The sequence below is a fragment of the Streptomyces sp. NBC_00083 genome (assembly GCF_026343295.1).
Lineage (GTDB): Bacteria > Actinomycetota > Actinomycetes > Streptomycetales > Streptomycetaceae > Streptomyces.
In genome coordinates this window covers 400,621-415,161 of record NZ_JAPELY010000004.1, presented here as the reverse complement: position 1 = coordinate 415,161, position 14,541 = coordinate 400,621, and the positions used below count along the sequence as shown (strand labels likewise).

12 protein-coding genes and 1 pseudogene are annotated in these 14,541 nt (G+C 68.1%); 8 read left to right on the top strand and 5 right to left on the bottom strand.

The annotated features are described in order from the left end of the window. Positions 1-22 precede the first annotated feature (22 nt). From OOJ98_RS32000 to OOJ98_RS31985, 4 genes are all read left to right on the top strand, one after another. Complete coding sequence (locus OOJ98_RS32000) at positions 23-1,504, top strand: PTS transporter subunit EIIC (protein ID WP_267058600.1); 1,482 nt, start codon at positions 23-25, stop codon at positions 1,502-1,504. 260 nt (positions 1,505-1,764) lie between these two features. Next, positions 1,765-2,199 carry a hypothetical protein gene (locus tag OOJ98_RS31995; RefSeq protein ID WP_267058599.1) on the top strand — a complete coding sequence of 145 codons (435 nt, stop codon included), beginning with the start codon at positions 1,765-1,767 and terminating at the stop codon, positions 2,197-2,199. Positions 2,200-2,204: 5 nt separating this feature from the next. Further along, positions 2,205-4,049 (top strand): alpha/beta hydrolase, encoded by a 1,845-nt coding sequence (locus tag OOJ98_RS31990; protein WP_267058743.1) that lies wholly within the window; start codon positions 2,205-2,207, stop codon positions 4,047-4,049. Positions 4,050-4,147: 98 nt separating this feature from the next. After that, positions 4,148-4,645: a hypothetical protein gene (locus OOJ98_RS31985; RefSeq protein WP_267058598.1), complete on the top strand. Its 498-nt coding sequence runs from the start codon at positions 4,148-4,150 to the stop codon at positions 4,643-4,645. Positions 4,646-4,840: 195 nt separating this feature from the next. Here OOJ98_RS31985 and OOJ98_RS31980 read toward each other — a convergent pair whose 3' ends face one another. Further along, positions 4,841-5,068 (bottom strand): hypothetical protein, encoded by a 228-nt coding sequence (locus tag OOJ98_RS31980; protein WP_267058597.1) that lies wholly within the window; start codon positions 5,066-5,068, stop codon positions 4,841-4,843. A 120-nt stretch (positions 5,069-5,188) separates the two neighbouring features. Between OOJ98_RS31980 and OOJ98_RS31975 the strand changes: the two genes are divergently transcribed. Beyond that, positions 5,189-6,028 (top strand): helix-turn-helix transcriptional regulator, encoded by an 840-nt coding sequence (locus OOJ98_RS31975; protein WP_267058596.1) that lies wholly within the window; start codon positions 5,189-5,191, stop codon positions 6,026-6,028. Further along, positions 6,012-6,347 carry a DUF397 domain-containing protein gene (locus OOJ98_RS31970; RefSeq protein WP_267058595.1) on the top strand — a complete coding sequence of 112 codons (336 nt, stop codon included), beginning with the start codon at positions 6,012-6,014 and terminating at the stop codon, positions 6,345-6,347. The genes OOJ98_RS31975 and OOJ98_RS31970 overlap by 17 nt, the downstream gene beginning before the upstream one ends. Positions 6,348-6,434: 87 nt before the next feature. Here the strand turns inward: OOJ98_RS31970 and OOJ98_RS31965 are convergent, their stop codons facing one another. Beyond that, positions 6,435-7,661, bottom strand: a complete 1,227-nt coding sequence (locus OOJ98_RS31965) for a hypothetical protein (protein ID WP_267058594.1) — start codon at positions 7,659-7,661, stop codon at positions 6,435-6,437. A 294-nt stretch (positions 7,662-7,955) separates the two neighbouring features. Here OOJ98_RS31965 and OOJ98_RS31960 point away from each other — a divergent pair, with 294 nt between their 5' ends. Further along, entirely contained in the window at positions 7,956-8,216 is a 261-nt protein-coding gene (locus OOJ98_RS31960; protein ID WP_267058593.1) for a hypothetical protein, read from the top strand. A 141-nt stretch (positions 8,217-8,357) separates the two neighbouring features. On the opposite strand, the pseudogene OOJ98_RS31955 reads toward OOJ98_RS31960, so the two are convergent. After that, positions 8,358-8,528: pseudogene (locus OOJ98_RS31955) on the bottom strand (LuxR C-terminal-related transcriptional regulator); the annotation flags it as partial. A gap of 316 nt (positions 8,529-8,844) precedes the next feature. Between OOJ98_RS31955 and OOJ98_RS31950 the strand changes: the two are divergent. After that, positions 8,845-10,017, top strand: coding sequence for a hypothetical protein (locus OOJ98_RS31950; RefSeq protein ID WP_267058592.1), 1,173 nt, complete (start codon positions 8,845-8,847; stop codon positions 10,015-10,017). Between the two features lie 484 nt (positions 10,018-10,501). Here OOJ98_RS31950 and mycP (OOJ98_RS31945) read toward each other — a convergent pair whose 3' ends face one another. Further along, entirely contained in the window at positions 10,502-11,824 is a 1,323-nt protein-coding gene (gene mycP / locus OOJ98_RS31945; RefSeq protein ID WP_267058591.1) for a type VII secretion-associated serine protease mycosin, read from the bottom strand. Positions 11,825-11,861: 37 nt separating this feature from the next. Beyond that, positions 11,862-13,103, bottom strand: coding sequence for a type VII secretion-associated serine protease mycosin (gene mycP, locus OOJ98_RS31940; RefSeq protein ID WP_323177955.1), 1,242 nt, complete (start codon positions 13,101-13,103; stop codon positions 11,862-11,864). Positions 13,104-14,541: the final 1,438 nt, after the last annotated feature.

Genomic DNA, 14,541 nt, shown 5'->3' with positions numbered 1-14,541 from the left:
GCACAGCAAGGCGCGCCCCGTCATGCCACAGCCCGAGAACCACGCCATCGCGGCGGCGCTCCTCCCCTTGGTGGGCGGCGCCGGGAACATCGACTCGATCGCCCACTGCATGACCCGCCTGAGGCTGGGCCTGAAGGACCGCGCCCTGGTCGACGACGAGGCGTTGCGGGCGCTGCCGGCGGTACTGGGCGTGGTGGAGGACGACACGTACCAGATCGTGCTGGGTCCGGGCACGGTGGCCCGCGTGACGGGCGAACTGCGCACGCTGACGGATCCCGGCGGGCCCGGTGAACCCGGTGAGCCCGAACAGCCCTTTACAGCAGCTGAGTTGGCGGCGCGCGGCGCAAACATGAAGGCCGCCCGCAAGGCGGCGAACACCACCCCCGCCAAACACCTCCTGCGCAGGATCGCGAACATCTTCGTGCCGCTGATCCCGGCACTGATCGGCTGCGGCATCATCGCGGGCCTCAACGGCCTTCTGGTCAACCTGGGTTGGCTGCCGGGCGTGACGCCCGCGCTGGCCGCGATCGCGTCGGGGTTCATGGCGCTGATCGCGGTGTTCGTCGGCTACAACACGGCGAACGAGTTCGGCGGCACCCCGGTCCTCGGCGGGGCGGTGGCGTCGATCATCGTGTTCGCGGGCGTGGCGAAGATCACCGTATTCGGGCAGCCTCTCGCCCCCGGCCAGGGCGGCGTCCTGGGCGCCCTGGGAGCGGCACTGATCGCGGTGTACGTGGAGCGGTGGTGCCGGCGCCACGTACCGGAGGCGGTGGACGTCCTGCTGACCCCCACCCTCACCGTCCTGACGGCGGGCCTGATCACCCTGTACGGCCTGATGTTCGTGGCGGGCGAGGTGTCGGCGGCGATCGGCCACGGCGCGAACTGGCTCCTGGACCACACGGGCGCGTTCGCGGGCCTGGTCCTGGGCGGCCTGTTCCTGCCGTTGGTGATGCTGGGCCTGCACCAGGCGCTGATCCCGATCCACACCACGCTGATCGAGCAGCAGGGGTACACGGTGCTGCTGCCCATCCTGGCGATGGCGGGCGCGGGCCAGGTGGGGTGCGCGGCGGCGGTGTACCTGCGCGCGAAGCACAACGCGTCGCTGAGGGCCACGATCAAGTCGGCCCTGCCGGCCGGCTTCCTGGGCGTCGGCGAACCACTGATCTACGGGGTCTCGCTCCCCCTGGGCCGCCCGTTCGTCACGGCGTGCGTGGGCGGGGCGGCGGGCGGGGCGTTCGTGGGCCTGTTCTCCATGCTGGGCACGAAGGTGGGCTCGACAGCGATCGGCCCGTCGGGCTGGGCCCTGTTCCCCCTCCTCCAGGGCAACCACGGCCCGGGAGCGGCGGTGGCGATCTACGCGGGGGGCCTGGCGACGGGCTACGCGGTCGGCTTCGCGACGACATACGCCTTCGGCTTCACCCGGGAGACGCTGGCGGCCTTGAACACCCCGCCGCCACCCCACCCGGCCCCACGGGACGCGGCGCGGGCGCGCGCGGAGATGTGACCGCCGCGTCCACATCACCGGACGTCCTGACCCAGCACCACGCCCTGGGGAGGCCCACCCCCAAGGGCACGCGTGCTGGGTCCAGTCCCTCATGAGACCTGAGCCGCATCACTCTTGCGTAACCCTCGAAACCCCTGCTACGTGTTGCCGCCCTTTTTTCGGTAAACCACCAGTACCCGCTTGCCCGGCCGGAGCCCTATCTGCCTAACGTCGTTCGGGGGCGGCAGTGGGCCGCACGAGGGGCAGGGGGCGTGGGGGACGTGAGTACGGCGGCATTCTCGGAGAGCTGGCAGCAAGTACTCGACCAGGCGGGAGTACCAGCTCCGGGCCTGGCACTGGCCTCTGCCGCTCCGAAGGGGGGCGGTGGAGGCGACCTGCACCACACGCCGAAGCCCTGGAACGACGCTGCCGATGCCGCACACTCCCTGCGTATCGATAGCAACACGGCGAAGAACAGCCTGACCAGCGCCCATGCGGGTATCGACACGGGCACCGCAGGGCTATTGAGCGTCGCCGCGCTCAAGTCCGTCCTCTCCTCCTGGGAAGACCGACTCGCCGCTGCCCGCGACGAGTGCGCCGCCCTCGAACCGAATCTGCGGTCAGTCGCCGGCACCATGAGCCATACGGATCACGGCGTGAAGTCCTCGATCGCCGATTACGTAAACCCGGAACCGGCCGACACGAAGGGCCGGTGACGGGAATGCTCACCTGGCAACAGCTCCGCGACCTCCAACTCACCGGGCTGCAACACGCGGCCGACGGCTGGGGCACCGCCAGTCGCCACGCCGACGCGGCCCGAGACCGGCTCAGCAACGACATGCTGGGTGCGCTCGCGAAGTCGCAGATCAGCAACGCCGCAGACAGCGCAGCTACCCGACTCAGGGGCCTCGACCGCAACTACGACTACATACACATCGAGTGTGGCCTGGTACGCACCTCGATCGATGCGCTCTGCTACGAACTTGCCGATCCTCAGCGCAAGCTGAGGGACGCGCTGGACGAGGCGGCGACATTGAAGTTCAACGTGGCCGGGGACGGTTCCGTGAGCTATCCGCCCGGCGGCGAGAACCTGATGTCGAAGCAGCCCCTCCCGGGAGGCACTGTCGCTGGTGGCTCCCCCCTGCTTTCCCGACCGCCCTCGCTCACCCAGACACCGTCGGGCTTCATCGACACCAACCCGAACCGTGCGAAGGCGCAGGCCATCGCGGACCAGATATCCGACGCCCTCCGTGACGCCCACCGTATCGACGACCTTTTCAGCAGAACACTCAGCAAACTCAAGGCCGAACCTGGTCTGAGCGTGGCGACCGCGACCTGGGAGGACATGGCCACGGACGCGACGGCGGTCCGCGAAGTCGCGGACCACTACTTGAAGAACGACATCCCCACAGACAAAACTCCGGCCGAACGAAAGGCCTGGTGGTCCTACCTCACGGAGAAGGAACGCGAGGAGTATCTGGCCACTTATCCGGACATCCTCGGCAATCTGGACGGCATCCCCAGTGTGGTCAGGGACGAGGCGAATCGTGACAACCTTCAGGTGTTGATCGGAAAGCTGGCGGCGGAGGAGAACGACTCCGATGCTCAGGCCAAACTCGGTGGCCTGCGCTCCCTTGACGATCAGTTGCGGGCGACACCGACGGACGGCGCGCCCCCGATGTACCTCCTGGGTATCGGTGAGGAGGGAAACGGTCGCGCCATCGTCGCCTTCGGAAACCCCGACACTTCGAAGAATGTCTCTGCGTATGTTCCCGGCCTCAGCACGGCACTGAATGCAGAGTTCGCCGGCGGGACGGTCGATCGTGCGCGCCGCACGGCAATCGGCGCGCGCGAGATCGACTCCTCGAGCGCGGCCATCGTGTGGCTCGGCTACGACGCCCCCCAGACCGACAACGCGGACGTCATGAGCAGAGGTGACGCCGAGGCAGGTGCCCCGGCCTACAACCAATTCATGAGCGGCATTTCGGTGACGAATGAGAATGCGGACCCGCACATCACCGCCATCGGTCACTCCTACGGTTCACTCACTGTCGGCCTGGCGGCCCAGCACCGAGGAGGAATTCCCGGTGTCGACGACATCATCCTGGTAGGCAGTCCAGGCACCGGTGCACACACTGCTGACGAGCTCGGCGTAGGCAGGGATCACGTCTATGTAGGCGCAGCCAAGAACGACATTGTGACGCAACTGCCCAACCGTACTGAAGCGACCGGGCTACTGGTCGGTGCCGCTGTGGGCCTGGAAGCGGGCTTCATGCAAGGTAATCTCGACGGCGTCATCAGCGTGGCGGAGGGCGGCCTCAGAGCGGGACACAACATGTCGGACCCCAACGAGACGTACTTCGGTACCGACCCGGCGAACCACGCGTTCGGCGCGCATCGCTTCGCCACGGCCGACGGCCCACCCGTGATCGGTTGGGGCCACCTTGGTGACCTGGGAGCTCATTCGGGCTACTTCACGCCCGCGCAAGACAAAGTATCCGCCCGCAACATTGCGCTCATCGTTGCCGGCCATCCAGCCGACATCACCACGCAGGAGCCACGTTGAGAACGCTTCGCCACATCGTCGCGGCGCTCCTACTCGTAACGGCGACCGGTTGTGGACTGCTCAGCGAGGCCGCTTCCTCGAAGGGACACCAACCCACCATGGACATGCAGCAAGGTGCTGTGCGGTCGGACGCGATCCTGGAAGAGACGCTCGCGTCGATCCACCCGCAACTGCACTGGCTGCACGGCCCTTCGAACGACAGTTGGTGCACGGGGCCAGGCGCGCCCGAGGGCACCGGCACCGTGGACCGTCTCGTCCAAGTCCTCACGGTTGTCTCCGAACAACGCCGCGGGAACCTTCTCGGCGTGGTCGAACGAGCCTGGAGGGCGAAGGGCTATGCGATCACCTCGACCAATCCGAGCCGGCAGTTCCCATCGATCGTCGCGACGACTCCGGACCGCTTCGCCGTAGAGGTGTCCGTGGGCGGACAGGGCCAGTTCTTCTTCAGCGTCACCACCCCCTGCTTCACGCGCTCGGCAGTACCGGATCCGACCACGCAGCCCAACATTCCGCAGCGAGAAGGCGAGTTCCCCATTCGCCCCGACATCCACGACAATTTCTGGTCCGCCACCACCCAGGGGACGCCAAGCCCGTAGACGGCGAGCGAGGCTCAGGGATGCCCCAAGAATCCAACCACACCCCGAACGCCGACCTCCTGCTCCGCCAGCCACCTGCCGAGCCGAGGACGCTCGGTCCACGACAGGGCGAGACCTCCTCGGCACCCGCATCGACCGCATCGCTCATGCCGCCGAGCGTACGGGGCCCCGGGCACAACATCCGTTAGCAGGCCGCTAGTTGTGGTTCGGGCCGTACGTCCCGGCCAGTACGGCCACCAGCCGCAGCGCCATGTCCATGTTGCAGCGCCCCAAATCCATCAGCGGATACAGCACGTGCCCCGTGCAGGTCAGCGGGTCGATTCTGAGCGACGGCAGCATCACGCCGACCCGTGCGAGCCCGTCCCGCAGCTGCTCGACGGCATCCTCCGCCGCACGCACCCTCTCCTCCGCCGTCAGCGCCATGTTCCCATCCCTTTCCCTGCCACCGAGTGTGCTGCTTTCCTCACCCAGCGTGGCCGTTCGCGGCTAGCCTGACTACTGTCGGCGATCCAACAACCCCGCGTGTTCCAGAGGGAGTTGCGCATGCCAGCACCGAGGGACCTCGACCCCTCCTCCTCCCCGCGCGCCCTCCTCGGCGCCGAACTCCGTCACGCCCGCGAGAAGGCCGGCCTCAGCCAAGAGGCCCTGGGCAGCCCCGTCTTCGTCTCCTCGTCCTTCATCGGCCAGCTCGAAGCGGGCATCCGCCGCATGCACCTGGAGTACGCCCGCCAGTTCGACAAGATCCTCGGCACGGACGGCTTCTTCACGCGCAACTGCGTGGCCGCCGCAAAGTCCAAGTACCCCGACCACTTCGCCGAGGCAGCCGAGGCGGAGGCGGTCGCGACAACGATCCGCGAGTACGCGCCGCTGTTGATCCCGGGGCTGCTTCAGACGGAGGGGTATGCGCGCGCCGTCTTCAGGGCGTACCGGCCCACGGCGCCCGAGGAGTACATCGACGATCTCGTTGCCGCCCGACTCGCGCGCGCCCAGCTCCTGGCGGATCCAACACGGCCCATGTTGTGGGCGGTAGTTGACGAGGCCGTACTGAGAAGGCGGGTTGGCGGGCCGGCGGTGATGGCGGAGGCGCTGACCCACTTGGCGGCCTTGGGTGAAAGCCATCGGATCATCCTGCAAGTACTGCCATTTGGGGCCGGCGCTCACACGGCCTTGGAAGGCTCCCTCAAGCTGATGGCCTTCGACGACGCTCCCCCGCTCGCCTATCTGCAAGGCCTGGGCACAGGGCGCCTGCAAGACGATCCGCCAGCTGTTGGCCAATATGAGCTGGCCTTTGAACTCCTCTGCGCCACCGCTCTGTCACCTCGGCAATCGCTGGCTCTGATCGGGTCATTGGCGGAGGATTACACGCATGAGGATGAGCCCTGAGTACGACCTGAGCGAAGCCACTTGGCAGAAGTCCAGCTACAGCGGCGCGAGCGGAGGCGACTGCCTGGAGATCGCCCGCTGGCAGAAATCCAGCTACAGCGGTGGGAGCGGCGGCGACTGCCTCGAAGTGGGCCGTTGGCGCAAGTCAACGCACAGCGACAGCAGCGGCGGCGACTGCCTGGAAGTACGGGACGACCTCCCCGACATCGTGCCGGTACGGGACTCGAAGGCCGCCCCGCACGGCCCGACGCTCGTGTTCCGAGCGGCAGCGTGGACCGCGTTCCTCGCCGGGGTGAAGGGGTCCGACACCGCGGCCTGATGGACGTACGGCAAGCGCGTCGAGCCGGTCACCGTCATGGAGACGTGGGCGGGGGCCGGCTCATCTCACACCGGGCAGTGCCCCGGGCTAGTAGCCGTAGGAGGCAAGGATCCGCTGGATGGTGGTGTGACTGTCCCAATTATTGTTGAGCAGGGCGTCCCAGGCGTCCGATGCCCCCCGGTTGCCGCCGGTCAGGCTGACGGCGTAGAGCTCGATGTCCCCGTATCCGGAGTACGCCCGCGGGTCGACCGTGGACCACGTGTTGGGGTCGTAGCCCGTGGTGCCGCTCCGCGGACCGGAGGTCCAGTTCACGCGCACGATGTTCGACTTCGCGACGAGACCCAGCTGGGTGTTCCCCCCGGCGTTCGCCGTCACCGCGCCCCGCACCTGACTGGTGCCCGCCTCCAGGCGGACCTTGCACGCCGTGCCCGCGATGTCACACGCGCTTCCGATGAACACGTTCTGCCCCGGCCCGTCGGCGGTCCACGTGAACCCGTTCTGGATCAGGGCCTGCTTGGAGGCCGCACCGTACGGGTCGGTCGCCGGGTCGGCGACCGCGACCCGGTGGCCGCTCGTCGCCAGCCACGTCACCACACCCGGGATCGTCGCGGGCCCACCCCCGGGGATCGGCGCGGCGTCGCACCGGGTCGACTGCGGCTTGCCGTTGCCGCTGCCGGTGACGTCCGCGCCGAACGCGAGCCGCGGAGTGCCGCCGTTGGACGGGTCGTCACCCTTGGTCGAACCCGCCCATCGGCCGCTGCAGCTGTAGATCACCAGGCTCCCGATGGCGACGGCGTGCTTGCTGCTGACGAGGCCGTTGCACTCGACCCCTACGCTCGCCACGCACGTCCCGCCGTCGCTGGCCGGGATGACCGCGTCCACGTCGTCTTGGTCCCCGAAGAACGCGTCGATGTGCAACGGCCCACCGGCGCAGTTGTTCGACGACAGCGGATCACACGTGGCGTAGGGACCCGAGGAACGCAACTGCTGACCCAGGTGCCCCGATGTGATCCCGCGCATCGTCGACGTATCGATCGCCGAATTGTTCCAGTACCCGCCGGTCTGCGATGTGGCGTTGGCCGTGAACGGCGTGAACGAGTACAGCGACTCGATCACGCCCTTCATCTCCCGCACCGCGGGATACAGGTCGCTGGTGACCCCGACCTGTGAATCCGTCGAGGCGGACGCCGCCGGCGCAGCGGCCGCGATCAGCGCCGCCGCAAGGGCACCCGCCGCAACGACGCTCCGGATTCGGCGCATCGCGGTGCGGCCCGAGGGGGGAGCGGTCCGGGTGGGTCTGGACTGCTGTCGCATCTTCTACTCCTCAATCGCTATGGCTGGCGCTGGCAACTCGCTGAGAGCCGCCTGGCTTTGGGGACGTGGGCGCCGCAGCCGCCTAGATGGTGCTCATCCGGGCGCCCAGTAGTCAATCATTGACAATGAGGGCGGCTTTTGATGTCGTCATCAGGGGCGCGTGCCCCGCCCGACCTCGCCGTTTGCCGACTGCCGACTGCCGTTCAACAACTGGCCTTCACCAACTGCCGTCGCCACGCGGCGAGAACGTGACGCTGCTCAATCCCGTGGCAAGTCTCAGCAAGGAGCCGTGACGTGACCTCCGGACCCGATGACAGCCCGGCGACTGCCTACGGGCCCGTGTCCGTGGTCCTCGGTGCGGTCGGACTGGCCGCCGGGATGTTCTCCGGCGTCGTGGGGATCGCGCTTCCCCTGCTGGCCGCCGCCCTCGCGATCACGTTCGCGTTGCTCGGCCTGGGGCGCAGGACGAAGCGGGTCCAGTGCGCGATCGGTCTCGTCACCGGATGCCTCGGCCTCGCCTGGCCGGTCTTCCTCGTGGCTTCCTTCACCGGCTGACCTGGGCCCTCGACGGCTCGCCCGGCCCTCCGGCATCCGCCCGGGGCCGGCGTCATCGAACTCGTCCGGCTGTGCCGGAGAGGCGTGGACACATGACGCGTCCACGCACAGCGCGCCGTGTCCCGCCACCGCGAGCAGCGCGATCTGCAGTCTGGTCTGCTGTCCGAGCTTCTCGGCGATCCGCGCGACATGCGCCTTCACCGTGCGCTCGGCGATCCCGAGTTCTCGGGCGAGTTGGCGGTTCGCCACCCCCGTCCCCACGAGGAGAAGGACCTCCTTCTCGCGGCCGGTGAGTCTCTCCAGCCCGCCCATCCCTCTGACCGGCCTTGTTCCGGTCCGGAGATAGGCGCAGGGCACACCACTCGCTTCTGACTGCCCGCCCATGGGTCAGGGCCCTTCTGCGGTCTTCGCGGTTCCCCGACAGAGCCCCGTGCTCCTGGTGCGGCGAAGATCGTCCCGCCACTGTAGCCCGGCCGGGGCGCCGCGCGTCGGCATCCTGTCACCCGCGCGGAAGTCAAGTGGCCTTTGGGGAACTGCCCTTCGGGGCGCTGCCCCATGAGTCAGTGACGTCGCATATGCAGCTGTTTCTAGGGTCATTGACGCCCATTCGCGACGGAGGAGACGCATCATGCAGACAGGCATCCGACTGACCATCGCCGGCATAGCCGCAGGGGCCGTCCTCACGGGCCTCGCCACCCCCGCGCCTGCCGCCGATGCTCCCGCAGGAAACCGGGGCCCGCGGCCCACACCGGCGTTCTCGCTGTCCGAGGTGAACTCCGGTCGGCTCACGGACCTTTCCGGAGTCCCAGCCGACAGCTCGGACGGCAAGGTGATGAAGAGACACGGGTTCGGCGTGCTGCGGGCGCCCTCGGGAGAGATGGCGGTCGTCAACCGCTCCAGCGCGCGCGAGGGTGCCACCGCAGCGGCCGGCAGCTCCTTCGTGGACCTGTCCTGGCAGGGATACGCCCCGAAGGCGCGCTATGTGATCAGCCGGGACGGCAAGGAGCTGGCACGGCTGGACGCCGGGGTGGTCTCCTTCCGCGACACGCAGGTGCAGCCGGGCTCCGTCCACAACTACCGGGTGGCCCCGCTCCTTCCCGCGGGCGGCGATCCTGAGGCGCGGCTGTACGGCCTGAAGGTCACCGTTCCCGCCTCCGGGTCGGCGGCGGGGCTCAGCAAGGCGGCCGTCGCCCAGGCCCAAGCCGCGGAGGTTGCTCCGACGACCACCCTGACCTGGGTCGCGTTCATCCCACAGGCCAGGGTCGACGCCCCGGCGGTCGGCTGCGATTTCGGCGACGGTTACGAATTCGCCGGTGACGGGCACGGCTTCGACTGGAGGGCATCGGGTTACCGCGCGGCGCTCAACGCGACCATCGACTGGAGCGACAAGTCCATGACGCCCAACACGGACATCGGGGAATCCGTGGTGTATGCCAAGGGCGCCGTCACGCCCACCGCGGTGCGGACCGCCAGCGACGAGGACCTGGAGGTCAAGAAGCTGGGTTCCGGGAGCGACTACGTGGACGTGCGGATGGTCATGCACGCCAGCAACCCCTTCTGCGAGGGCGTGGCCGGGGTTCACGGGGCCATCGACGGCGCCCTCACCATGGACCTGACCACGAGCGGCAACTACACCATCCGGTCCGGCTCGACCCGCCAGGCACCGAGCCACTACATCTACATCTATGACGGCGGGCAGGTCACCGACGTCTTCAAGCTGGAGAGCGCGGGCCTTGCCTGCCTGATCGGCTCGATCACCTGCCCCGAGGCGGACATGACCGGCTACTACGGAACCTTCTGACCCCGGCGGAGGCTGCCCGGACATCCGCTGTCTCGGGGGGGGCGGATAGGGGCCCCTTCGGAGCGTGCCGCGGATGCGGGGCCGCCTTGGGGAGCGTCGTGGATGCGGGCTTTCGGAGCGTGCTGCGGATGCGGGGCCTTGGGGAGCGTCGTGGATGCGGGGCCTCGGAGAGCGCCGCGGATACGGTCCTTCGGAGCGTGCTGCGGATGCGGGGCCTCGGAGAGCGCCGCGGATACGGTCCTTCGGAGCGTACTGCGGATGCGGGGCCTCGGAGAGCGCCGCGGATGCGGGCCTCGGTCCCGCTCGCCGGCCCGCTCACCGACTGCCTCGCTCGCCGACTGGCCCGCTCGCTGATTGGCCACCTCGCGACCTGACCGGCTCACGACCGGATCACCGCCGCGCTGGGTCCCGTACGGGGCGCCGTCACCGCCTTGACCTCGGCCGGCAAGCCCGATTCCCAATCGAACTCGGCAGTCGGCCCCTATTAACTCCCCGGGCGCCCGCGATCCTGCTGCTCCGGCCATCCGGCCCCAGGACCCCAACCCGGCTGAGGTGCATGCGCCTGGGCCGTAGCGCTGTACCTACGGCGCTTACGGAGGGACCGGAACCCGAAGAACACCATCCCGACCCCGAGCGCACCAACACCCGCCAGGAAAAGCGGAGTTGTCGCGACTCCGCCGCCCTTCCCGTCCTGGTGCGACGCAGCAGCCTCCGCCGGGGCGGCAGCCGGGCCGGGCGTTTTCGCAGGCGCGGTCGATGCCCCTGATTGCGGAGGGTCCGGCAACGGGTAGACGTTCGCCGGGCCGGGGTCGCCGGGGTTCGTCAGCGCGATGCGGGGGCGGACGATCCCGTATCCGATGGAATCGTTCCGCTTGGCACCATCTGTAGGGCCGCCGATCGTATTCAGCATGACCCGCAGCACCTGATTGTTGGTCCACTCCGGATGCTTGGCCCAGATGAGGGCGGCGGAGGCGGAGGCTAGGGCTGTGGCGTCGCTGGTGCCGTGAGATCTGCACAGGCCGGTCTCACTCTTGCAAGCGTGCACCATGTCGTCGCCAGGCGCGGCGAGGTCCACCTGGGAGCCGTATTCGGACTCGGCAGTCGCGTGAAGATCCTTGCCCACCGCAGCCACGCCGACCACACCTGGTGTAGCGGCGGGGTACTCGACCTCGTTGTCCACCTGAGCAGAGTTACCCACCGCTGCGAAGACCAACGAACCCTTGTCGAAGGCATACTTCACCGCAGCAGTCAGTTGCGGCGAACCCTCGGTCCTCCCCGTCCCCAAGGAGATGTTGATGACTTTCGCGTGCTGGTCGGCTGCGTAGCGAATCGCTTCGGGAGCGGTCCTGTTGAAACGCTCGTTACTCTGAGCCTGATTGGCGTCCTTGGTTGCGTTCGGCATGCGGATCGGGAGGATCTTCGCGCCGGGAGCCAGACCCCAGGCGCCGTTTCCGCTGTTGGCAGCCCCCATTCCGGCGATCAGACCTGCCATGCCGGTGCCGTGACCGGCATAGTCGGTGTACTCGTCTCCGGGCTCACCATCGGCGAAGTCCTTGCCCGCCAGGATCTGTCCGACCAGATCAGGATTGTTCCGGTCAACGCCAGTGTCGATGACCGCAACGGTAATGCCCTTGCCGGTGCTGGTCCGCCACATCTCATCGGCCTTCATGCCGGCAAGGAACCACTGCTTCTCGCGCGTCGTCTCCGCCCAAGCCAGCGTATTCGTGGATCCCGCCAGCAATAGCCCGCACAATGCCGATGCCGCGACGGACCCACGTGTGCGCCCCCGAACCGCGCTCGACGGCATGGGCTTTCCTCGCACCTCTCCTGAACGCATCAGTCGATCAGTGGCTACCTGTCCGATCTCGGTTCTGTTGCTCCGGCCATCCCGCCCCTGGGCCCCAACCCGCTGGCTGGACCTGGTCTGTTAGCGCTTGCTGGCGACGCTTGCGCAGGGTCCAGACGCCGATAAGCACAATTACGAGCCCCAGCGCACCCAGGCCCAGGAAGACGAAGAGCGAAGTATTGGACTTGTCGGCCTTCTCGGCCTGGGGCGCGTCCGCTTTGGCCGGGGCGCCGGCCGGGCTCGGTGTTGCGGGCGCGGCGGATTCCCCTGATTGGGGAGGGTCCGGCAACGGGTAGACGTTCGCCGGGCCGGGGTCGCCTGGAGTCTTCAGAGCCACTCGGGGGCGGACCAACCCGAAGCCGATCGAATCGTTCCGCTTGGCACCGTCGGTGGGGCCGCCGAGCGTGTTCACCAAGACGCGTAGGACCTGGTTGTTGGTCCACTCCGGGTGCTTGGACCAGATCAGGGCGGCGGAGGCGGAGGCCAGGGCCGTGGCGTCGCTGGTGCCCTCGCTCTTGCAGAGCCCGGTCTTTCCCCCGCAAGCGTGGACCATTTCGACACCAGGCGCGGCCATGTCCACCTGGGGGCCGTATTCCGACCATGCAGTCCCGTGAAGGTCCTTGCCAACCGCCGCCACGCCCACCACTCCTGGTGTCGCGGCGGGGTACTCCACGCCGTTGCCACTGTCACCGCTGTTCCCGACGGCGGCGAACACCAACGAGCCCTTGCCCAGTGCGTATTTCACGGCAGCCGCCAGTCGAGGCGAACCTACGGCGCTCCCCAGCGAGATGTTGATGACCTTCGCGTTCTGGTCGGCTGCGTAGCGAATCGCCTGGGGTGCGATCTCGTTGAACCGCTTATCGCCTTCGGCTTGGTTCGTTTCACCTGATTTAGGCATACGAATCGGGAGAATTTTTGCGCCTGGGGCAAGGCCAAAGGCGCCGTTCCCACCATCACGTGCGCCCGTGCCAGCGATCAGCCCAGCCATGCTGGTGCCGTGACCGTTATAGTCGGTATGTTCATCGCCCGGCTGCCCCTGCGACAAGTCCTTTCCCGGCAGAACTTGTCCGAGTAGATCAGGATTGCTCGAGTCGACGCCTGAGTCGATCACGGCGACAGTGACGCCTGTGCCCTTACTGGTACGCCACATCTCATCGGCCTTCATGGCATCAAGGAACCACTGCTTTTCGCGTGTCGACTCCGCCCAAGCCGGGGCACTCGCGGCTCCCACCAGCAACACGCCACACAGCATCGATACCGAAGCGACCTCGCGCCTGCGTCGCTGAACCAACCTCGTTGGCATGAGCTTCCCTCGAGCCTTTCTTGAACGCATCAGTCGATGACCGGCGGCACAACGCGTGGATCATCCCTCAGCCACGTCTCATCGTCCTCGACGAGGTAGCCGGGCCCAGCCCCGTTAGTCTCACGTCGCGAACGCCTCTTTTGGGAATCGCTGGGCGGCCGCCCAGCACCATGAGCTGTGCCACTCGCATTCCCGACAACCGGCCGACCGCCCGAGACGCCTCCTCGCTCTGTGGCCGCGCCGGACGATACGGAGCGAGTACCGGCACGCCCCGACTGTTGTGCGCTTCCGCCACTCACGCCGCTACGCGGAGCCATGGAACCGCGGCCGGGCATCGCTCCCGGCCGGCCCGCCGACTGTCCGACCGAACCACCTCCGGTCACAGGCGTCCCCGTCGCGCCACGGCCTGCCGCTTCTCCAGCCCCAACGACCGTTCCCCTGGGAATGCCACCGCCTGTCCGTCCCTGCGGCGCCGGAACGGGGCGGCCACCTGTGATGCCGGGGCCCCCCTCCGGTATGCGCACAGAGTTACGACCCGACGCGCTCTGCCCCGGTCCCGCAAGAGACCCCTTTCCGACTACTGGCCGTTGCGAGCCGGCTGGGGTGGGTGGCACGCTCAACCCTCCGCCGAAGAGCGGCGGCGGCATCCGCACTGCTGAGGTCTCCCCGCCCGCGGACGGCCCTGGCGGGTTTCCGGCGGGCCCTTGCGTGTGTACAGCGGGCGCCAACGTGGCCACCGAGTCGACATCCGTCCGCGCCGACTTCGGCACGTCCCCCATAACAGGGCGCTCAGGTGAGGCGAAACCCGAGTGGTGCGGCTGATTGGAATCGGTAGAGGCCGACGCTTCTACATGTGCTGAACGTGCCGCGGTGGTTGAGCCAGAGGAAGAAGGACCCTGTCCGGTACCTCCTGGGCCGAGACCGACCTCGTTACGACGGAGCGACCGGTCGTCCTCCGGCGTAATCGACTGCGGCGGTGGCGGAAACTTCGGCCGCTCCAGTCCGTTCATCTGCGTCGCAGACTGCTGGTACGCCTGGCCCAGCTTGCGCATCTGGGCGACGGCTTCCTGGCGGACCTTTTCCTTGTCCGCTGCCAAGGCCGCCAGTTCACCCGTCGACTTCCGGCTGATCGCTGCCGCGTCCGGGTCGTTGTGGGCGGCCTTCGCCGCGTCCAGGTTGGCCTGCGCGCCCGGCTTGTCGCGGGGGATGGCTGCCTGGGCCGAGGCGATGGCGTCGGAGGCGTGGCCCAGCCACGTGGACGAGCCCTCGCTGAAGTCGCCAAGGCGAAGGGTGGCGTTGGCTAGATCGGCGCTCCAGGTGCGGAACGCGTCCGCGCCGTCGCCCTTCCACTCCACCCACTGGGGGCGGATCTTCA

Coding starts and splice junctions, on each gene's coding strand:
- OOJ98_RS32000 (WP_267058600.1), top strand. CDS start 23: ATGCCACAGCCCGAGAACCACGCCATCGCGGCGGCGCTCCTCCCCTTG.
- OOJ98_RS31990 (WP_267058743.1), top strand. CDS start 2,205: ATGCTCACCTGGCAACAGCTCCGCGACCTCCAACTCACCGGGCTGCAA.
- OOJ98_RS31985 (WP_267058598.1), top strand. CDS start 4,148: ATGGACATGCAGCAAGGTGCTGTGCGGTCGGACGCGATCCTGGAAGAG.
- OOJ98_RS31980 (WP_267058597.1), bottom strand. CDS start 5,068: ATGGCGCTGACGGCGGAGGAGAGGGTGCGTGCGGCGGAGGATGCCGTC.
- OOJ98_RS31975 (WP_267058596.1), top strand. CDS start 5,189: ATGCCAGCACCGAGGGACCTCGACCCCTCCTCCTCCCCGCGCGCCCTC.
- OOJ98_RS31970 (WP_267058595.1), top strand. CDS start 6,012: ATGAGGATGAGCCCTGAGTACGACCTGAGCGAAGCCACTTGGCAGAAG.
- OOJ98_RS31965 (WP_267058594.1), bottom strand. CDS start 7,661: ATGCGACAGCAGTCCAGACCCACCCGGACCGCTCCCCCCTCGGGCCGC.
- OOJ98_RS31950 (WP_267058592.1), top strand. CDS start 8,845: ATGCAGACAGGCATCCGACTGACCATCGCCGGCATAGCCGCAGGGGCC.
- mycP (WP_267058591.1), bottom strand. CDS start 11,824: ATGCCGTCGAGCGCGGTTCGGGGGCGCACACGTGGGTCCGTCGCGGCA.